Origin of the sequence: Mycolicibacterium litorale, from assembly GCF_010731695.1 — a bacterium.
In the GTDB taxonomy this organism is placed as follows: domain Bacteria; phylum Actinomycetota; class Actinomycetes; order Mycobacteriales; family Mycobacteriaceae; genus Mycobacterium; species Mycobacterium litorale.
In genome coordinates, this window is record NZ_AP022586.1 from 1,501,311 (window position 1) to 1,519,049 (window position 17,739).

18 protein-coding genes and 1 pseudogene are annotated in these 17,739 nt (G+C 70.0%); 11 read left to right on the forward strand and 8 right to left on the reverse strand.

What is annotated here, in order from left to right; all coding sequences use genetic code 11:
- Nucleotides 1-5: 5 nt before the first annotated feature.
- Entirely contained in the window at nt 6-887 is an 882-nt protein-coding gene (locus G6N30_RS07025; protein ID WP_134060934.1) for a cyclopropane mycolic acid synthase family methyltransferase, read from the reverse strand.
- A 162-nt stretch (nt 888-1,049) separates the two neighbouring features.
- Here G6N30_RS07025 and G6N30_RS07030 point away from each other — a divergent pair, with 162 nt between their 5' ends.
- The 4 genes from G6N30_RS07030 to G6N30_RS07045 all read left to right on the forward strand — a co-directional run bounded on the left by G6N30_RS07030 (nt 1,050) and on the right by G6N30_RS07045 (nt 3,714).
- Nucleotides 1,050-1,607 carry a type 1 glutamine amidotransferase domain-containing protein gene (locus tag G6N30_RS07030; RefSeq protein WP_134060933.1) on the forward strand — a complete coding sequence of 186 codons (558 nt, stop codon included), beginning with the start codon at nt 1,050-1,052 and terminating at the stop codon, nt 1,605-1,607.
- A 69-nt stretch (nt 1,608-1,676) separates the two neighbouring features.
- Nucleotides 1,677-2,999, forward strand: a complete 1,323-nt coding sequence (locus G6N30_RS07035) for an NAD(P)/FAD-dependent oxidoreductase (RefSeq protein WP_134060932.1) — start codon at nt 1,677-1,679, stop codon at nt 2,997-2,999.
- A 32-nt stretch (nt 3,000-3,031) separates the two neighbouring features.
- The gene (locus tag G6N30_RS07040) at nt 3,032-3,223 is read left to right on the forward strand and encodes a hypothetical protein (protein ID WP_134060931.1); all 192 of its coding nucleotides are present in this window, start codon (nt 3,032-3,034) and stop codon (nt 3,221-3,223) included.
- 17 nt (nt 3,224-3,240) lie between these two features.
- On the forward strand, nt 3,241-3,714 hold the full coding sequence (locus G6N30_RS07045) for an NUDIX hydrolase (RefSeq protein ID WP_134060930.1): 474 nt from the start codon (nt 3,241-3,243) through the stop codon (nt 3,712-3,714).
- Between the two features lie 91 nt (nt 3,715-3,805).
- Here G6N30_RS07045 and G6N30_RS07050 read toward each other — a convergent pair.
- From G6N30_RS07050 to G6N30_RS07060, 3 genes and pseudogenes are all read right to left on the reverse strand, one after another.
- A pseudogene (locus G6N30_RS07050) lies at nt 3,806-4,177 on the reverse strand (nuclear transport factor 2 family protein); the annotation flags it as partial.
- Complete coding sequence (locus tag G6N30_RS07055) at nt 4,147-5,022, reverse strand: LLM class F420-dependent oxidoreductase (RefSeq protein WP_134060929.1); 876 nt, start codon at nt 5,020-5,022, stop codon at nt 4,147-4,149. The gene G6N30_RS07055 and the pseudogene G6N30_RS07050, both read right to left, overlap by 31 nt.
- The gene (locus G6N30_RS07060; protein WP_134060928.1) at nt 5,019-6,431 is read right to left on the reverse strand and encodes a serine/threonine-protein kinase; all 1,413 of its coding nucleotides are present in this window, start codon (nt 6,429-6,431) and stop codon (nt 5,019-5,021) included. Before G6N30_RS07060 ends, G6N30_RS07055 begins: the two co-directional genes overlap by 4 nt.
- A gap of 70 nt (nt 6,432-6,501) precedes the next feature.
- On the opposite strand from G6N30_RS07060, the gene G6N30_RS07065 reads away from it, so the two are divergent.
- Entirely contained in the window at nt 6,502-6,846 is a 345-nt protein-coding gene (locus tag G6N30_RS07065; protein WP_134060927.1) for a DUF7882 family protein, read from the forward strand.
- Nucleotides 6,847-6,849: 3 nt separating this feature from the next.
- Here the strand turns inward: G6N30_RS07065 and G6N30_RS07070 are convergent, their stop codons facing one another.
- Together G6N30_RS07070 and G6N30_RS07075 are read right to left on the reverse strand one after the other, a co-directional pair.
- Nucleotides 6,850-7,950 carry a PDR/VanB family oxidoreductase gene (locus tag G6N30_RS07070; protein WP_134060926.1) on the reverse strand — a complete coding sequence of 367 codons (1,101 nt, stop codon included), beginning with the start codon at nt 7,948-7,950 and terminating at the stop codon, nt 6,850-6,852.
- Nucleotides 7,950-8,849, reverse strand: coding sequence for a metal-dependent hydrolase (locus tag G6N30_RS07075; RefSeq protein ID WP_134060925.1), 900 nt, complete (start codon nt 8,847-8,849; stop codon nt 7,950-7,952). The genes G6N30_RS07070 and G6N30_RS07075 overlap by 1 nt, the downstream gene beginning before the upstream one ends.
- A gap of 93 nt (nt 8,850-8,942) precedes the next feature.
- On the opposite strand from G6N30_RS07075, the gene G6N30_RS07080 reads away from it, so the two are divergent.
- The 3 genes from G6N30_RS07080 (at nt 8,943) to G6N30_RS07090 (ending at nt 11,153) form a co-directional block, all read left to right on the forward strand.
- Nucleotides 8,943-9,788, forward strand: coding sequence for a lysophospholipid acyltransferase family protein (locus G6N30_RS07080; protein WP_134060924.1), 846 nt, complete (start codon nt 8,943-8,945; stop codon nt 9,786-9,788).
- Nucleotides 9,789-9,883: 95 nt separating this feature from the next.
- Nucleotides 9,884-10,318, forward strand: coding sequence for an SRPBCC family protein (locus G6N30_RS07085; protein WP_134060923.1), 435 nt, complete (start codon nt 9,884-9,886; stop codon nt 10,316-10,318).
- Nucleotides 10,319-10,361: 43 nt separating this feature from the next.
- Nucleotides 10,362-11,153, forward strand: a complete 792-nt coding sequence (locus G6N30_RS07090; RefSeq protein ID WP_134060922.1) for an SDR family NAD(P)-dependent oxidoreductase — start codon at nt 10,362-10,364, stop codon at nt 11,151-11,153.
- A gap of 3 nt (nt 11,154-11,156) precedes the next feature.
- Here the strand turns inward: G6N30_RS07090 and G6N30_RS07095 are convergent, their stop codons facing one another.
- Together G6N30_RS07095 and malQ are read right to left on the reverse strand one after the other, a co-directional pair.
- A complete protein-coding gene (locus G6N30_RS07095; protein WP_166674633.1) occupies nt 11,157-11,567 on the reverse strand; it encodes a hypothetical protein in 411 nt (136 codons plus the stop codon).
- A gap of 80 nt (nt 11,568-11,647) precedes the next feature.
- A complete protein-coding gene (malQ, locus tag G6N30_RS07100) occupies nt 11,648-13,801 on the reverse strand; it encodes a 4-alpha-glucanotransferase (RefSeq protein ID WP_134060920.1) in 2,154 nt (717 codons plus the stop codon).
- 127 nt (nt 13,802-13,928) lie between these two features.
- On the opposite strand from malQ, the gene G6N30_RS07105 reads away from it, so the two are divergent.
- The 3 genes from G6N30_RS07105 to G6N30_RS07115 are packed head-to-tail and all read left to right on the forward strand — an operon-like array spanning nt 13,929 to nt 17,712.
- Nucleotides 13,929-15,125 carry an MFS transporter gene (locus G6N30_RS07105; protein ID WP_134061008.1) on the forward strand — a complete coding sequence of 399 codons (1,197 nt, stop codon included), beginning with the start codon at nt 13,929-13,931 and terminating at the stop codon, nt 15,123-15,125.
- Nucleotides 15,126-15,169: 44 nt separating this feature from the next.
- Nucleotides 15,170-16,741 carry a carboxylesterase/lipase family protein gene (locus tag G6N30_RS07110; RefSeq protein WP_134060919.1) on the forward strand — a complete coding sequence of 524 codons (1,572 nt, stop codon included), beginning with the start codon at nt 15,170-15,172 and terminating at the stop codon, nt 16,739-16,741.
- A gap of 35 nt (nt 16,742-16,776) precedes the next feature.
- Nucleotides 16,777-17,712 carry a sterol desaturase family protein gene (locus G6N30_RS07115; protein ID WP_134060918.1) on the forward strand — a complete coding sequence of 312 codons (936 nt, stop codon included), beginning with the start codon at nt 16,777-16,779 and terminating at the stop codon, nt 17,710-17,712.
- The last annotated feature ends 27 nt before the right edge of the window (nt 17,713-17,739 follow it).

A 17,739-nucleotide genomic window follows, 5' to 3' on the forward strand; every position in this document is an offset into this window, starting at 1 on the left:
GGCGGCTACTTCTCGAGCGTGAACTGATCGACGTCGATGTAGCCGACACGGAACATCTCGGCGCATCCGGTCAGGTACTTCATGTACCGCTCGTAGACCTCTTCGGACTGGATGGCGATCGCCTCGTCGCGGCGCGATTCGAGCGCGGCGGCCCAGATGTCGAGAGTCCTGGCGTAGTGCGGTTGTAGCGATTGCACGCGTGTGACGGTGAATCCGGCCGCGGTGGCCCGTTCCTCGACCATCGGGATCGACGGCAGCCGGCCACCGGGGAAGATCTCGGTGACGATGAACCGCACGAAGCGGGCGAACTGGAACGACAGCGGCATCCCGCGCTCGGCCATCTCGTTGGGGTGCAGCCCGGTGATGGTGTGCAGCAGCATCACCCCGTCGTCGGGCAGCACCCGATGGGCCATTTCGAAGAACGCGTCGTAGCGCTCGTGCCCGAAATGTTCGAACGCGCCGATCGACACGATCCGGTCGACGGGCTGGTCGAACTGCTCCCACCCCTGCAGCAGGATGGTCTTGGAGCGGGTGCTCGGGTCGGCGGCGAACCGGGTCTGCACGTGCGCCCGCTGGTTCTCCGACAGCGTGAGTCCGATGACGTTGACGTCGTAGCGCTCGATCGCGCGCAGCATGGTCGAACCCCAGCCGCAGCCGACGTCGAGCAGCGTCATACCCGGCTGCAGCCCGAGCTTGCCCAGCGCAAGGTCGATCTTGGCGAGCTGGGCTTCCTCGAGCGTCATGTCGTCGCGTTCGAAGTAGGCGCAGCTGTACGTGCGGGTCGGATCCAGGAACAGGGCGAAGAAGTCGTCGGACAGGTCGTAGTGGGCTTGGACGTCGTCGAAGTGCGGTGTCAGTGCGTCCCGGTCGTCCGGTGGGGTTCCCATCACGTCATCGTATGACCGGGGCCCGACGCGGGTCCGCGACGAGGGCTGCGCCTCGACGACGATCCGACAGCGCGGCCGGAATCACTCGAAAAGCCCACGGAGAGTGTTTTTCGACCGCATCGCCGCGGGTACGCCTGTGATGCGTCGATGAAAGGACCACACATGCCGAACGAACTGCAAGGCCGCAAGATCGCCTTCCTCGCCGCGGACGGCGTCGAGAAGGTGGAGCTCGAACAGCCGCGGGCCGCGGTGGAGAAGGCCGGCGGACAGGTCGAGTTGCTGTCGGTCGGATCCGGCGAGATCGAGGCGCGCAACCACGACCTCGAACCGGCGGGCAAGTTCTCGGTCGACCGCGTGGTCGGCGATGCCTCGGTCGAGGAGTTCGACGGGCTGGTGCTGCCCGGCGGCACGGTCAACCCCGACAAGCTGCGGCTCGACGAGTCGGCGGTGGCGTTCGTCCGGGACTTCGTCCGATCCGGCAAGCCCGTGGCCGCCATCTGCCACGGCCCCTGGACGCTGGTGGAGGCCGATGTCGTGCGGGACCGAACCCTCACCTCGTACGCGAGCATCCGCACCGATCTGCGCAATGCCGGGGCCACCGTCGTCGACCAGGAGGTCTGTATCGACGGCAACCTGATCACGAGCCGGTCGCCGAAGGATCTGCCCGCGTTCTGCCAGGCCATCACCGATCAGTTCGCGAACACCCCGGCGCACACCTGAGTAGAGCGGCGGGCCAACCACTTTGGCGACATCGCACGAGCGCGGCGTCATCTGCGTACAGTGAGGCCGATGACCTCGGTGGTAATCGTCGGCAGCGGGTTCACCGGTTTCGAATGCGCCCGCCACCTGGCCCGCAAGCTGCGCAAGCGTGAAGGATCCGGTTCCGGCCCGGTCGAGATCACCGTCATCTCGCCGGTCGACTACATGCTCTACACGCCGTTGCTGCCCGATGTGGCAGGCGGTTTGGTCGACGCCCGGTTCGTGACGATTCCGTTGGCCAACAGCCTGCGGGGCGTGCGAGCCGTGCGCGGCCGGGTCGACGGCGTGGACTTCGACGGGCACACGCTCACGTTCTCCGACCCGGAGGGCCGGACCCGCAGCATGTCGTGGGACCGCCTGGTGCTCACCCCCGGTTCCGTGACGCGGCTGTTCGACGTCCCGGGGCTCGCCGAACACGCCCGCGGCCTCAAGTCGACTGCCGAGGCGCTGTACCTGCGCGACCACGTCCTCGAACAGCTCGAACTGGCGAACATCGACGACGACCCCCAGCTGGCCGCGGCCAGGCGGACCGTCGTCGTGGTGGGCGCCTCGTATTCCGGTACCGAACTGGCGGTGCAGCTCCGGGCGCTGGCCGACGCCGCGGCCGAGCAGATGGGTTTCGACGCCGACAGCGTGCGGTTCGTGCTGCTGGACCTCGCCGAACAGGTGATGCCGGAGGTCGGGGAGAAGCTCGGCGCCGCGGCGCAGCGGGTGCTGCGCGGACGCGGCATCGACGTGCGGCTGGGGGTGACGCTCGAGGAGGTCCACCACGACCACGTCGTGCTCACCGACGGCACCCGGATCGACACACACACCGTCGCCTGGGTCACCGGGGTCACCGGTGCCCCGCTGATCGAGAACCTCGGCCTGCCCACCGAGAAGGGGCGCCTCAAGGTGGACGCCGACCTGCAGGTGCCCGGCCACCCCGATGTGTTCGCGGCGGGCGACGCCGCCGCCGTCCCCGACCTCACCCAGTCCGGCGCCATCACGCCGCCGACGGCCCAGCACGCCACCCGGCAGGGGAAAGTGCTGGCGCGCAACGTGGCTGCCAGCCTGGGGCACGGCACCAAGAAGCTGTACAAGCACCGGAACATGGGTCTGGTGGTCGACCTCGGACCGCGGTACGCGGTGGCCAATCCGCTCGGGGTGCGGCTGTCCGGGCTGCCCGCCAAAGCCGTCACGCGGGCTTACCACCTGTACGCGATTCCCCGGTTCGTCAACCGCTGGGCGGTGTCACTGGCCTATCTGACCGACGTGTTCTTCGCCCGGTCGGTGGTGTCGATCGGGTTGTCGTCCGCCGACGATGCGCGGTTCTCGGCCAGCGAGGGCATACCCATGCCGAAAGCGGACTGATTCAAACTCCCCGGAGCGGGAACAGTACTGCCATGGCTACCTATCGTGTGCTGGATCCGAAGGGCGATGTCGTCGAGACCAAGGACATCGAGAGTGCCGATGACGCCCACGCCTGGTTCGTCGAGCAGGTGCCCGGCAATGAGCTCGGCTACCGCATGGAGGTCAAGGTCGAGGACGACCGGTGGGACTTCGTCGACGACAGCGAAGGTGACCGCTCCTACTGATCCTCTGACGTAGTGCCGTGCCGAAATTGAGCGCCGGTCTGCTGCTGTACCGGATCACGGACGGCGTCGTCGAGGTACTGCTCGGGCATCCGGGCGGCCCGTTCTGGGCGCGGCGCGACGATGGTGCGTGGTCGATACCCAAGGGCGAGTACACCGACGGCGAGGATCCATGGGCCGCCGCGCAGCGGGAGTTCAGCGAGGAACTCGGGTCGACGGTCCCGCCCGGTGAGCCCGTGCGCCTGGAACAGGTCAAGCAGGCCGGGGGCAAGATCGTGACGGTGTTCGCCGTGCGCGGTGACCTGGACCCGGACACCGCGGTGAGCAACACCTTCACGCTCGAGTGGCCGAAGGGTTCCGGCAACCTCAGGGAGTTTCCCGAGATCGACCGGGTGGCCTGGTTTCCGGTGGCGGCGGCGCGGACGAGGCTGCTGGCCGGTCAGGTACCTGTGCTCGATCAGCTGTTGAGACACGTTGGCGCAGAACGCGAGTAGGTGAGAGGTCGATCGCGTTGACGGTCAGCGCGCGACCGTGGAACCGCCATCCCGCCGGGGTGCGCCGGTATTCGTCGTCATAACGCAGATGCCACACGACGTCGCTGACCTCACCGTCGGTGACGCTCCAGTGGTGCGCGATGCAGGTGATCCGGCCCAGGGCGTATCCGGGATCGGAGGTGTCGGCGTACACCTCACCGACGATGGCGTGCTCGGTGCGCTCCACGCCGGACAGCGCCGCCATCGCGTCGCGGACACCGTCGTGGCCGTGCAGGTGCCGCTCGGGTTCCAGGATCCGCGGGGGATCGGGCAGCCGCAGCTCGGCGGTCTCGGTGAACAGCCGCACCACGTCCTCGAAACGGCGGTCGTCGACGGCGGCGGCGTAGAGGTGCACCAGGTCGGCCACCGCAAGACGGTCGGCGGGGGTCAGGCTCACGAGATCAGCCCCAATCGCTGAGCGCACGCCGACACCACGTCGGTGGCCTCCTCGAGCGCGGTGACCGGCGGCATCGCCAGAATCGCCCGGTGGGCGCCGAGATCCGCGAGCTTCTCCGCACGCCCCTGGTCGATCTTGGCGACCATGTGCCCGAGCGACAGTTCGAGCGCATTGGGGTCGCGACCGGATTCTGTTGCGGCGGAACGCATCCGGGACACCAGGCCGGCGAGCTCGGCGCCGGCGACGCCCAGTGGCTGGAAGCCGTCACCGAAGCGGCCCGCGCGTCTGGCGGCGGCCCTGCTGTGTCCGCCGATGTGAATCGGTATGCGGGCCGCCGGTTTCGGGTAGGACATCGCATGGTCGAAGTCGAAGAACTTCCCGTGAAAGCTCGCGCCGTTCGGGGTGTCGGCCCAGAGCGTCCGCAGCACCTGGATCTGTTCGTCGGCGCGGGCGCCGCGGGTGGCGAAGTCGGCGCCGCACGCCCGCAGTTCCTCGGCGAGCCACCCGGTCCCGACCGCCAGTCGCACCCGGCCGCCCGACAACGCGTCGACCGTCGCCACCCGCTTGGCGAGCACGACCGGGTGGTGGTTGGGCAGCACCAGCACCCCGGTGGCCAGAACCAGGCGTTCGGTGTGGGCGGCGAGGAATGCCAGCAGATCCAGCGGATCGGGGACCGGGGTGTCGGCGGTGAGTTCGACCCGCCCGGACGCGTCGTACGGGTAGACGCTGGCGTACTGCGTCATCAGCACCGTGTGCTCGACCACGACGATCGACTCGAAACCGCATGCCTCCAGATGCCGCGCGAACTCCGCCATCCAGGCCGGGTCGGCGGTGACGCCGCCGGCGACCGGCGCGACCACGGCGTACTTCACGGGAACGGCACTCCGTTGCTGCGCCGGATCGCCTCGCGGCATTCCGGGCGGGTCAACCCGGTCTGCTGCATGCACACCCGCACCGGGGACTCCTCGGCGAACGGCAGCACCTCTTCGGTGGGCGCTGGTGTCACCGTGGGTTCCGGGACGTCGCCGGGAGTCAACGACCAGATGGAAGCGCCGGTGCTCTGCAGGGTTTCGCAGTACGCGGTGGTGCCGTCGGCCGTGGTCGAGGTGGTGCCCACCGGTGCGCAGTTCGCGCCGACGACGGCGGGCGGCGGGGGAGCCGCGGTGGGAGGCGTCGTGATGGGAGGCGTCGTGATGGGAGGCGTCGTGATGGGAGGCGTCGTGGTTGGAGGCGGCGGAGCGGGTGCGCTGGAGGTGGCGGTTCCGGCGGCGGCGGGTCGCTCGTCGTCGGCCCGGCGGAACTCGGTCACCGCCACGGCGACGGCCACCACCAACAGGACGGCCAGCACCGCCGGGATCAGCACCGCGGGCCGCAGCAGCGACCGGCGCGCGGGTGCGGGCGCGGCGGCGGGCAGCCACTGCTCGGTGGCGCCGGGATCGGCCCCGGCGAGGCGATGGGCCAAGGCCCGGGCGAAATCCGCACACCGTTCGAAGCGGTCCTTCGGGTCCTTGGCCAGCGCACGGGCGAACACCGGGTCCGCCGCGGCCAGTTCCGTGCGGTGCACGCCCGGTCCGGGCGGCGCCGCGGACAGGTGCTGGCTGATCACCACCGCCGGATTGGCATGGGCGAAGGGAGGCTCACCGGTGAGCAGGTGGAAGGCCGTGGCGGCCAACGCGTACTGGTCGGCCCGCCCGTCGAGTTCACCGCCCATCAGCTGCTCCGGTGCGGCATACGACACCGTGCCGACGGTCATGTTGGTGGCGGTGAGCCCGCTGATGTCGTTGACCCAGCGGGCGATGCCGAAGTCCGCCAACAGAATTCGCTCCTCACCGGAGCCGGGGCGGGCCAGCAGGATGTTGGCGGGCTTGACATCGCGGTGCAGCAGGCCGCGCTGATGGGCGTAGTCGAGGGCGTCTGCGACCGCCCGCACGATCGCGACCACCTCGGTCGGCGGCAAACCGGTCCGGTGGCTGTCCCGCAACAGTTGCGCGGCGTCGGTGCCCTCCACGTAATCCATGGAGATCCAGATCTGACCGTCGTACTCGCCGCGGTCGTGGACGCCGACGATGTGCGGATGCCACAGCGTCGCGGCGATATCGGCTTCCCGGTTGAACCGCTCTCGGTACTCGTCGTCCGCTGATACGGTCGCGGGCAGCACCTTCAGCGCGTCTCGCCGGGGCAACCGGGGATGCTGGGCGAGGTAGACCTCGCCCATGCCGCCGGTCCCCAGCAGTCGCACGATGGTGTAACCCGCGAACGTCGCCCCCTCGGCCAACGGCATGGCGCGATAGTACAGATCGGCGTTGGCGGGTGGGCGAAGGTCGACGACGACACGAGCGAAGGGCAGGTCCGTGGCAACGGTTCACGTGGGCGGGCAACCGCTACCGGGCACATTCACCAACCACTTCCTGGCGCACCTGCAGGTGGCCACGGCGGCGCGGTTCGCCTCCGGGAAGGGGTTCTTCCTCACCACCACCGATGCGGGCGACGACGGCACCGAACGGACGGTGAGCCACTGGCTCCACCCCGGCCTGCCGGTCAGCTTCGCCTTCGACGTCTCCGACGGGTCGGGTGGGCGGGTGGCGCCAGAAGCGCTGCAGGCCAACGAGATCCAGGAGATCACCGCGGCCATGGACACGCCCAACGGCGTCCGCGGCAGCGACGGCCTGTGGTGGCCGTTCACCGAAGGGTCGTAGCCGCTACAGCTCGAGCGTCAGGGTGCGGCCCTCGGCGGCACGCGACACGCAGGTCAGCATCATGCCCGCCTCCCGCTCCGGGTCGGTGAGCAGCGTGTCGCGGTGCTCGACGGTCCCGTCGAGCACTCTTGTCCGGCACGTACCGCAGAAGCCCTGCCGGCACGAGTAGGGAGCGTGCACACCGGATCGGCGCAGCGCGCTCAGCAGGCTCTCGTCCGCGGCGACCGGCACCGTCACCCCCGTCGACGCGATCGACACCGCAAACGGCGCGCCGTCGACGACCGGCGGGGCGGCGAACCGCTCGTAGTGGAGTTCCACCCCGTCGCGCCCGACGAGTGCCGAGCGCACCGCGGTCAGCAACGGCGCCGGTCCGCATGCGTACACCGTCGTTCCGTCCGGGCAGTCGCCGAGCAGATCGGCGGCCGAGGGCACACCGCTGACGTCGTCGGTGCGGATCCGAACCCGGTCGCCGTAGCCCGCCACCTCGTCGAGGAACGGCAGGCTGGGGCGGTTGCGGCCGGTGTAGACCATCGTCCACGGCACGGAGAGCCGCGCCGCCGGCGCGAGCATCGGCAGGATGGGCGTGATGCCGATACCGCCGGCGACGAAGTGCAGCCGCTGCGCGGGGGACCCGTAACCGGGCAGGGTGAGCGGAAAAGCGTTGCGGGGCCCGTGTGTTGCGACGGTCGCGCCCGGCGTCAGCTGCTCGTGCACTTCGCGCGAACCGCCCCCGCCGTCGGGGATGCGGCGCACCGCTATTCGGTAGTGGTCCCGCACCGCGGGGTCGCCGCACAGCGAGTACTGCCGGATCCGCCCGCTGGGCAGGTGCACGTCGAGGTGGGCTCCGGGATGCCAGACCGGGAGCGGGTCCGGGCCTGCGGCCGTGAGCGTGAGTGCGACGACGTCGTCGGCGACCAGTCGGCGGTCGGTGACGGTGAGCGGGATGAGCTCGTCGCGTGCCGCCGGCTCGGAGATGTCGCGGACGCGGCCCGACAGCGCCCAGAGCGCGGAGATGGCGGTGTCGGCAAGGCCGATCGACAGGTCGTGGCGCAGCCGGCCGAACGCGCTGGGCGGGGCCTGCCGGAACCGGTCGAGCAGGGGCATCAGAGGTGCGCGGCCCGCGCCGCCGGGGAGCTGGCCAGGTAGGCGACCGCCTGCGCCGTCGACCCCATCTCCTCAGGGGAGAAACCGGGCCGGAAGTACATCAATGTGTTGGCGCCGAACAACTTCCGGTATCGCGGCAGCAGGCCGAGCTTGGAATCGCGCATCCGGAGCCGGTTGAACCGCCACCACCCGATATCGGTGTTCGGGTCCGCCTTGACCAGATACCAGGCGGCGCGCTGGAAGAACACGAAGATCATCACGACGGCGATGGACATGGCCCGGATCCGGTCGAGGTAGCTGTCGTGGAAGTACACCGCGACGTCGTGGGCCACACTGCGGTGTTCGACTTCCTCGCTGCCGTGCCACCGGAACAGGTCGACCATCGTGGGATCGGCCCCGAAGTCGTCCCACGCGCAGTTCAAGGCGAAGTCACCCATCACCGCGGTGTAGTGCTCGATGGCGGCGATCAGCCACAGCCGGTCACACAGGTGGTTGAGTCTGCGTTTCGGATCGGTCGAGGTGCTCGGGGCCAGCATCCTGGTGAACACGTACTCGATCTGGTCGAGCACGGGCGCGGGATCGATGCCGTGGGTCTCGAGGTAGGAGTGCAGCACCTGGTCGTGGACGTCGGCGTGGGTTGCTTCTTGGCCGATGAAACCCCGCATGTCGTCGGCGAGTCTCGGATCTTTCACCAGGGGCAGCGCCTCGTTGAAGGTGTCGACGAACCAGCGTTCCGCAGCAGGCAGCACGATGTTGAGCAGGCTCACGACGTTCGACGCGACCGGGTGGCCCGGAATCCAGTGCAGGCCGACACCCTCGACGTCGAAGGCCACCTTGCGGGCCTGGATCTGGACCGGTCCCGGATCGATCTCCACATCGAAGCGGCGTGGTCGCAACATCGCACTCCTCCTGCTGCCGGCGACGCCCGAAGTCTACGACGATAGGTGGGAACGCAGGTTTCGGCTAAGCCCGGGTTGTCAATACGACGTGCCATGGCGGGGATCAGCGACGTTCTCGATTGGGCCAGACACCAGGTGTCGTCCCGGGTGCCGAAGGCGGACCTGGATCAGCGCGACGCCGACTACATCCGCGAGCAGTTGCCCGGCACGTGGTTGCTGGCATCGCTGTACTTCCGCGCGGACGTGCGAGGTCTCGACCGCATCCCGCGCGAAGGTGCCGTGCTGCTGGTGGGCAACCACAGCGGCGGCAACATCCCGCCCGACACGTTCGTCTTCACCTTGGCCTTCTGCTCGTACTTCGGTGTCGAGCGGCCGTTCTACCAGCTCGCCCACAACCTCGTGGTGTCCGCGCCGGGGCTGGGCTGGCTGCGCAAGTTCGGCACGGTCGCGGCCAACCACGACAACGCCCGGCTGGCCCTGGAGTCCGGTGCCGCGCTGCTGGTCTACCCGGGCGGCGACTACGAGGTGTTCCGGCCGTCGTGGGAACGCCACCGAGTCGACTTCGGTGGCCGCAAGGGGTACGTGCGGCTGGCCCGCGAGGCGGGCGTGCCGATCGTGCCCGTCGCCAGTGTCGGCGGTCAGGAGGCGGCGCTGTTCCTCGACCGCGGCCAGTGGCTGGCGCGGCTGCTGATGGTGGACAAGCTGGCGCGCTTGAAGAGTGTGCCGATCCTGCTGGCGCCGCCGTGGGGGCTGGTGATCAGCGACCTCATCCCGCGGCTGCCGCTGCCCACGAAGATCGTCATCGAGGTGCAGGAACCGATCGACGCCGCCGACATCGCCGACGCCGACGACGACGTCATCAACGACAAGGTGGTCGCCAGCCTGCAGGGTGGGGTGGACAGGCTGGCCTCGGAGCGACGCTTCCCGGTGATCGGCTGATGAGCGCTCGCGCGAAGAAGCGAGTGCCCTGATGAGCGCTCGCGCGAAGAAGCGAGTGCCCTGATGAGCGCTCGCGCGAAGAAGCGAGGAGATCGATGAGGCTCGAACGGCGGTGCGTCGTCGACGCCGACCGCGACACGGTGTGGAAGGTGGTCAGCAACCCGGACTGCTACCCGGAGTTCATGGCCAGCCTCGAGCGCTGGGAAACGGTGACCGAGGGCCCGGCCGACATCGGTTCCCGCTACACGGCGCACTGGAAGGTGGGTTCGGTCCCGATCGGCGGTGTGGTCGAGATCGTGGAGTTCGACCCGGGCCGCGACCTGGCGTGGATCGGCATCACCGGGGTGCCCATGCGGGGCCGCTTCCGGCTGCGGGACTGCAGCGACGGCCGCACCAAGGTCACGTTCCGGCTGTCCTACGAGGCGCCGGGCGGGCTGCTGGGGCTGATCGCCGACCGGGTCGCGTCGCGTCAGGTGGGGCGCACCATGGGGGAGACCGTCAAGCGGCTCAAGGCGATGGTGGAGGGCTGAACCCGCCCCGTTTCGCGGGTATCGGCGTGGGTAGTACGGCTGCATGGCTCAAGCAACGAAGCTCGCGTTGGTCACCGGAGCGTCGACAGGGATCGGGTTCGAACTGGCCAGACAGTTCGCCCAGCACGGTTACGACCTGGTCGTCGCGGCCGACGAAGCGCAGATTCACGTTGCCGCGCAAGAACTCTCGGGAACCGGCCGGAAGGTGACGCCCGTCGAGGTGGACCTGAGGACCGAGGACGGCGTCGCCGGCCTGTACCAGCAGGCCACAGCGGACGGCCGCCGGCTGGATGCCGCGGCGATCAACGCGGGGATCGGCCGCGCGGGCCGGTTCGTCGACGGCGACCTGAACGAGGACCTCGCGATCGTCGACCTCAACGTGCGGTCCACTGTGCACCTGGCGCGGCTGGTGCTGGGCGACATGGTCGACCGCGGCAGCGGGCGCGTGCTGTTCACGTCCTCGACCGTGGCCGCGATGCCCGGGTCGTACCAGAGCATCTACAACGCGTCGAAGTCCTTCGTGCAGAGCTTCGCCGAGGCGTTACACGACGAACTGCGCGACACCGGTGTCTCGGTCACCGCGCTGATGCCCGGACCCGTCGACACCGAGTTCTTCACCCGCGCCAAGATGCGCAACACCCCGGTCGGCGGTCCGCTGCCGAAGGACGACCCGGCCGATGTCGCCCGGCAGGGCTACGAGGCGTTGATGCGCGGCGATCGGAAGGTGGTCGCGTCGTCGCTGATGTCGAAGGCGCTGGGCGCGGCCAACACCGTGCTGCCCGACGCTGTCAAAGCGCGGCTCAACCGGCTGATCGCGCGGCCGATGGATCGCTGAGGATCAGCCCACCGGCGGCGGGGTGCCCGCACCGGGCGCGCCCTGGATCGGCACGATCGGGGTGGGCGTGACCGTGGTGATGCCGTTGGCGCCCACGGTGGGACCACCTGCGGGTTGTGTCGCCTTGAGCCGGTCGGCGGCCGCCTGGCTGCAGTCCAGCATCAGCAGCATCTTGCCCGCGGACGTGAGCTTCTGGGTGTCGACCAGGCAGCTGGCCTGCGGCAGGACGCTGCCGAACGAGCCGCCGAAGGTGGCCTTCACGCCCTGGGCGCGCAGGATCTGCAGTGCCTTGTTGTACGGCTCTCCGACGACGTTGTAGCTGCCACCCGGCTGGGACGCGGCCACACCGGAGCCGATCACGGCTGCCGCACCGGCGGCCAGCACTCCGGCGCCGAGCGTCACGAGCTTCTTCACATGGCCTCCGTCGGTTGTGGTGCGGCTGCGAACATATCGCAGCAGTGACGAATGTGAAACCGGAGAACACGCCTCCGGCGTTACATCGCCGGGCGCACCAACGCACCCATGACCGCGGCGAGTGCGGCTGCCCGTGGATCCCTGAACACGTCCTCGACGAGGCGTTGCCTGCCGTCGGGACCGCGCAGCGGCACCCGCCAGTTCGGATACTCGTCGCTGGTCCCGGGCTGGTTCTGGGTCTTCAGATCGCCCACGGCGTCGGCGAGTGAAAGCGCCAGCAGTTTCGACGGGCTGCGCCCGAGATAGCGGTGCAGCGCGAGGATCACGGTGTCGGCGTCGGGCTCGGCGTCGCCGTCCTCATGGGCGGGCAGCAGCTCGACCCGCCTCAGCTCGGCCAGCCAGGCGGCCTGGGCGGCCCGGTCGTCGGCGAGTTCTTCGGCGGCCGGGCGGGTGAGCAGCCCCAGTTCGTCGCGCAGCCGCACGTGTTCGCCGGCCAGGTAACCCGCGGTGGGCGGCAGGTCGTGCGTCGTCACCGCGGAGAGGCAGTACTCCCGCCACCGCTCGGCCGGCAGTGGTCCACCGCTGCCGTCGCGATCGTTCTCGAACCACAGGATCGAGGTGCCGAACAGGCCGCGGTCGTGCAGGTAGTCACGCACCCAGGGTTCGACGGTGCCGAGATCCTCGCCGACCACCACCGCCCCGGCGCGGTGCGCCTCGAGGGCGACGATGCCGATCATCGCCTCGTGGTCGTAGCGCACGTAGGTGCCGTCCGTCGGTGCGGCGCCGCGCGGGATCCACCACAGCCGGAACAGCCCGATGATGTGGTCGATCCGGACGCCGCCTGCATGCCGCAGCACCCCTTCGACCAGGGCGCGGAACGGGGCGTACGCCTGTTCGACGAGCTGGTCGGGCCGCCACGGCGGCTGCGACCAGTCCTGGCCGAGCTGGTTGAACTCGTCGGGCGGGGCGCCCGCGGTGACGCCGAGGGCCAACACCTCCTGCAGCGCCCACGCGTCGGCGCCGTTGGGATCGACGCCGACGGCGAGGTCGTGCATGACCCCGACGTCCATTCCCGCGCCGATCGCGGTGGCATGCGCGGCGGTCAGCTGTTCGTCGAGCTGCCACTGCAGCCAGCGGTGGAAGTCGACCTCGTCGGCGTTGGCGGCGGCGAACGCGGCCACCGCGTCGCCGGCCGGATGCTGCAGGTCCGCCGGCCACGCGTGCCAGTCGTTGCCGTACTTCTCGGCGAGCGCACACCAGACAGCGAAGTCGTCGAGGGCACGGCCCTGCCGGGCCCGGTAGCCGGCGTAGGCGAGTTCACGACCTGCCGAGCGCTCGACGCGATAGATGGTGGCCAGCGCCGCCCGCTTGGCCCGCCACGCCGCGTCCCGGTCGACGAGCGGTTTCCGCCGCGCGCGGGCCTGCACCTCGGTGCGGGCACGGCGCAACCGGCCGCGGTGGCGGAGTTCGGCGTACTCCGGGATCGCCTCGGGCCGCAGGTACAGCGGGTTGACGAAGCGCCGCGAGGTCGGCAGGTACGGGGAGGGCTCCATCGGGGCGGCCGGAGCGGCCGCGTGCAGCGGATTGACCAGGATGAACCCGGCGCTGTGACACGCCGCCGACCACACCGCGAGATCCGTCAGGTCGGTCAGGTCGCCGACCCCCCAGGAGCGCTCGGAACGGACACTGTAGAGCTGGGTCGCCAGGCCCCAGCTGCGACGATCACCCAGCCGCGGCGGCACGGGCAGCGTGGCGGGGGAGACGATCAGCGGGGCGTCGGCCTCGAAGGATCCCGTCCGCATGTGTACCCGGTGGTAGCCCAGCGGCAGGTCGTCGGGCAGCTCGAAGCTGGCCTCGCCGACCAGGCGGCCGTCGAGGTCGAAAGGCGGAGTGTCATTGCGCAATTGCCGCAATGCGGTACGGACCGACCCGTCGTCGAGTGCGACCCACACCTCCACGTCGTCGCCGTGGGTGACGTGCACCCAGAAAGTCGACGTACGGCCGGTGCGGCCCAGGATGGTGGGCGGCAGCGAGCGCTGCCAGTACCTGCGGTCGTGTTCGCGCAGCGCCGCGGCCCGCTCGTCGTCGTCGGCCGCCTGCACGCCGAGAGCGGCGAGGACCGCGATCAGCGTCGACTCGGGGACGGCGACCCGGGTACCGCTCCAGTCCTCGTAGTCGGTGGCGACACCGTGGCGGGCCGCGAGTTCTACCAGGGTCGGGGACAGGTCGGTCATGCCTGACCATCCTGCCGGTAGTGGCGCGGGGGCGCGGGACGGGCGTGGCGCGAAGGCGTCATAGCTGGCACGCGCGCAGGGATTCCCGTTCGGAGTGAAAGTAACCGGCGTGGGTATCGTCGCCGCCATGGCGTCCGGAGTGCTCGACGAGGCGGTGCGCGACCGGCGAGCGCGGGTCGCGGTGGGTGCGCAGTTCCTCACCAACGGGGCGCTGTTCGCGAACCTGCTGCCGCGCTACCCGGAGATCAAGGCCGACCTCGCGTTGTCCAACGCCGTGTACGGGATCACGATCGCCGCGTTCTCCGCGGGCGCGTTCGTCGCCGGGCTCACCGCGGCCGCCCTGATCCGGCGATTCACCTCGGCCCGGGTCGCCGTCGCCGGGACCGTCGCCATCGCGATCTTCATGTTCGCGGCGGGCCTGGCGCCGTCGCCGGTACTGCTGGCGGGTGCGCTGTTCCTCGCGGGCGCCTCGGATGCGGTCACCGACGTCGCCCAGAACGCGCACGCCCTGCGGGTGCAGCGCCACTACGGGCGGTCGATCATCAACTCGGTGCACGCCGTGTGGGCCGGCGGCGCCGTCCTCGGCGGCCTCATGGGGGCGGGCGCCATCGCCCTGCACATCCCGCGTGCGGTCCACCTGGGCGTGGCCGCCGCGGTGTTCATCGTGGTGGTCCTGATCGCCTACCGCTTCATGCTGCCGGGCGCCGACCACGACGATCATCCGGCGGCCGCACAGGCCGCCGCCGAACGCGTCTCCGGGCGCAAGGTGTATCTCCTGCTGACGCTGCTCGCGGTCATCGCGATCGCCGGCGCCACCGTCGAAGACGCCGGAAGCTCCTGGGCGACCCTGTATCTGCGCGACAGTGTCGGGGCGCCGGGCGCCGTCGCGGCGTTCGGGTACATCGCATTGGTCGCGTTCCTGTTCGTCGGCCGGCTGATCGGCGACCGCCTGGTCGACCGGTTCGGCGAAACCCGGGTGGCCCGCGCCGGGGGAGCGCTGGCCGCGGCCGGCATGGGCGCCGCACTGGCGTTTCCGAGCGTGCCCGCGACCATCGCCGGATTCGCGGCCGCGGGCCTCGGCGTGGCCACCGCGATCCCCGCCGCCATGCACTGCGCCGATCAACTTCCCGGCCTGCGTCCGGGGACCGGCCTGACGGTCGTCACCTGGTTGCTGCGTATCGGCTTCCTGGCGTCGCCGCCCGTCGTCGGCCTGGTCGCCGACTCCACGAGCCTGCGGGTCGGATTGCTCAGCGTCCCGCTCGCGGGATTGGTGATCGTGGTGCTCGCGGGCGTGCTGAATGTGAGGGCGCGACCGGGACCGTGAGTAGCCTGGACAAGTCGACGCCTATCGCAGGGAGGTGCTGCTGCGTGACAACGGAATCAACCGGGGCATCCGGCCGGACGGCAGCCGCCGAGCCGGTCGTCGATACCGAGCACGGACCGGTCCGCGGGACCGATGACGGAGTCGTCAAGGCCTGGAAGGGGATTCGCTACGCCGCGCCGCCGGTCGGCGAATTGCGCTGGCGCGCCCCGGAACCGCCGAAGCCGTGGAGTGAGGTCGCCGATGCGCGCCGTGTCGGTCCGGTCTGCCCTCAGCCGACGGATCCGCGGATCCCCATCGACCTCGGTGGCGTGCAGGACGAGGACAGTCTGCGGCTCAACGTGTGGGCCCCGTCGGGCACCGCCGCCGGCGACGGCAAACCCGTGATGGTGTGGGTGCACGGCGGCGCCTACGTCCTGGGCTCGGCGAATCAACCGCTCTACCACGGCCGGGCACTGACCTCGGGCGGCGACGTCATCGTCGTCACGGTCAACTACCGCGTCGGCGCGTTCGGATTCCTCGACCTGTCGGCGTTCACCACGTCGCGCACCAGGTTCGACACCAATCCCGGTCTGCGGGACGTGCTCGCGGCGTTGCACTGGGTGCAGAACAACATCGCGGCGTTCGGGGGTGACCCGGCACGCGTCACGCTGTTCGGGGAGTCCGCGGGCGGCGGGATCGTCACCACGCTGATGACCAGCCCCGCGGCGGCGGGGCTGTTCTCGGCGGCCATCGCCCAGAGTTCGCCGGCGACGTCGGTCTACAGCGCCGACCGCGGCCGGCGCACCGCCGAGCAGTTTCTCGAGCGGCTCGGGGTGGCGCCCGCCGACGCGAACCGCCTCGTCGATGCGCCGCTGCCCGCTGTGCTCTCGGCGTCCAAACGCCTCTTCGACGAGGTTCCCGTGCGCACACCCGGGACGCTGGCATTCGCGCCGATCGTCGACGGCGACGTCGTGCCCGACCTTCCGGTGAAGGTGGCCAGGGCCGGCCGATCTCTGGCGGTGCCGCTGATCATCGGCACCAACAAGCACGAGGCGGCGCTGTTCCGGTGGATGAAGTCCCCGCTCATGCCGATCACCCCGCAGGCCATCAGCTCGATGTTCGCCCAGATCGCCACCGAACAACCGGGGCTGCAGATCCCGTCGGAGGCCGACCTCGTGGGCGCCTACTCGGGGCTGCGCGGTAAGGCCCGCGGTATGGGCGTGGCCCGTGACATCGGCTTCCGCATGCCGTCGGTGTGGTTCGCCGAGGGGCACAGCACCGTCGCGCCGGTCTATCTGTACCGCTTCGACTTCGCCACGCCGATGCTGCGGCTGCTGCGCCTCGGCGCCGCACACGCGACCGAATTGCCGTACGTCTGGGGCAATCTGGTGGCAGGCCCGAAGGACCCGACGTTCAAGCTGGGCGGGTTGAAGGCGGGGACCGCTGTCTCCGACCGGCTGCGCCGCCGCTGGACCAGCTTCGCCGCCTCCGGAGCACCCGCGGGGGCACCGCAGTGGCGGCCGTACCGGCTCGACGACCGCGCCACCCTGGTGGTCGACAGCGACGACACCGTCGTCACCGACCTGGACGCCGACCTGCGCACCGCCTGGGGTGACGAGGTGCTCAGTTTCCAATAGCGCGGGCCGATAGACTCCCGCCCGGAGGTGTGGTGATGGGCGCAGTCGTCGACGCGGTCCGCGGGTTCCTGGACGTGTTGCCGCCGCAGATGCGTGAACCGGTGTTGTTCGCGATCCCGTTCTTCCTGCTGCTGCTGATCGTCGAGTGGACCGCCGCCCGCCGACTCGAACATGTCGAGGCCGACCGCGCGCCGGCCGGGGCGTACGTCGCCCGCGACGCGTGGACCAGCCTGTCGATGGGGCTGGTCTCGGTCGTGACGATGGCGGTGTGGAAGTTCGGCGCGCTGATCGGCTATGCGGCGCTCTACACCTATGTCGCACCGTGGCAGCTCCCGTCGACCCAGTGGTACACCTGGGTGATCGCGATCGTCGGTGTCGACCTGCTCTTCTACGGCTACCACCGCATCGCGCACCGGGTCCGGCTCATCTGGGCGACCCACCAGGCGCATCACTCCAGCGAGTACTACAACTTCGCCACCGCGCTGCGCCAGAAGTGGAACAACAGCGGCGAGATCCTGATGTGGCTTCCGTTGCCGCTGTTGGGCGTTCCGCCGTGGATGGTGTTCGCCAGCTTCTCGATCAGCCTGATCTACCAATTCTGGATCCACACCGAGCGCATCGGCACGCTGTGGCGGCCTTTCGAGTTCGTGTTCAACACACCGTCGCACCACCGCGTGCACCACGGCAGGGACGCGGAATATCTCGACCGCAACTACGGCGGGATCCTGATCATCTGGGATCGCCTGTTCGGCACGTTCCAAGCGGAGCTGTTCCGCCCGCACTACGGGTTGACCAAACCGGTGAACACCTACAACATCTGGCGCCTGCAGACACACGAGTACAGGGCCATCGCCCGCGACGTCCGCCGCGCCACCCGGTGGCGTGACCGCCTCGGCTACGCCTTCGGCCCGCCGGGATGGACACCGGCAGCAGCCCGACACGTGGAGGACACTGCCCCCGTTCGTGCGTGATTTCCCCGCCGGCGCAGCAAGATGAAC

Coding starts and splice junctions, on each gene's coding strand:
- G6N30_RS07025 (WP_134060934.1), bottom strand. CDS start 887: ATGGGAACCCCACCGGACGACCGGGACGCACTGACACCGCACTTCGAC.
- G6N30_RS07030 (WP_134060933.1), top strand. CDS start 1,050: ATGCCGAACGAACTGCAAGGCCGCAAGATCGCCTTCCTCGCCGCGGAC.
- G6N30_RS07035 (WP_134060932.1), top strand. CDS start 1,677: ATGACCTCGGTGGTAATCGTCGGCAGCGGGTTCACCGGTTTCGAATGC.
- G6N30_RS07040 (WP_134060931.1), top strand. CDS start 3,032: ATGGCTACCTATCGTGTGCTGGATCCGAAGGGCGATGTCGTCGAGACC.
- G6N30_RS07060 (WP_134060928.1), bottom strand. CDS start 6,431: ATGCCGTTGGCCGAGGGGGCGACGTTCGCGGGTTACACCATCGTGCGA.
- G6N30_RS07070 (WP_134060926.1), bottom strand. CDS start 7,950: ATGCCCCTGCTCGACCGGTTCCGGCAGGCCCCGCCCAGCGCGTTCGGC.
- G6N30_RS07075 (WP_134060925.1), bottom strand. CDS start 8,849: ATGTTGCGACCACGCCGCTTCGATGTGGAGATCGATCCGGGACCGGTC.
- G6N30_RS07080 (WP_134060924.1), top strand. CDS start 8,943: ATGGCGGGGATCAGCGACGTTCTCGATTGGGCCAGACACCAGGTGTCG.
- G6N30_RS07085 (WP_134060923.1), top strand. CDS start 9,884: ATGAGGCTCGAACGGCGGTGCGTCGTCGACGCCGACCGCGACACGGTG.
- G6N30_RS07090 (WP_134060922.1), top strand. CDS start 10,362: ATGGCTCAAGCAACGAAGCTCGCGTTGGTCACCGGAGCGTCGACAGGG.
- malQ (WP_134060920.1), bottom strand. CDS start 13,801: ATGACCGACCTGTCCCCGACCCTGGTAGAACTCGCGGCCCGCCACGGT.
- G6N30_RS07105 (WP_134061008.1), top strand. CDS start 13,929: ATGGCGTCCGGAGTGCTCGACGAGGCGGTGCGCGACCGGCGAGCGCGG.
- G6N30_RS07115 (WP_134060918.1), top strand. CDS start 16,777: ATGGGCGCAGTCGTCGACGCGGTCCGCGGGTTCCTGGACGTGTTGCCG.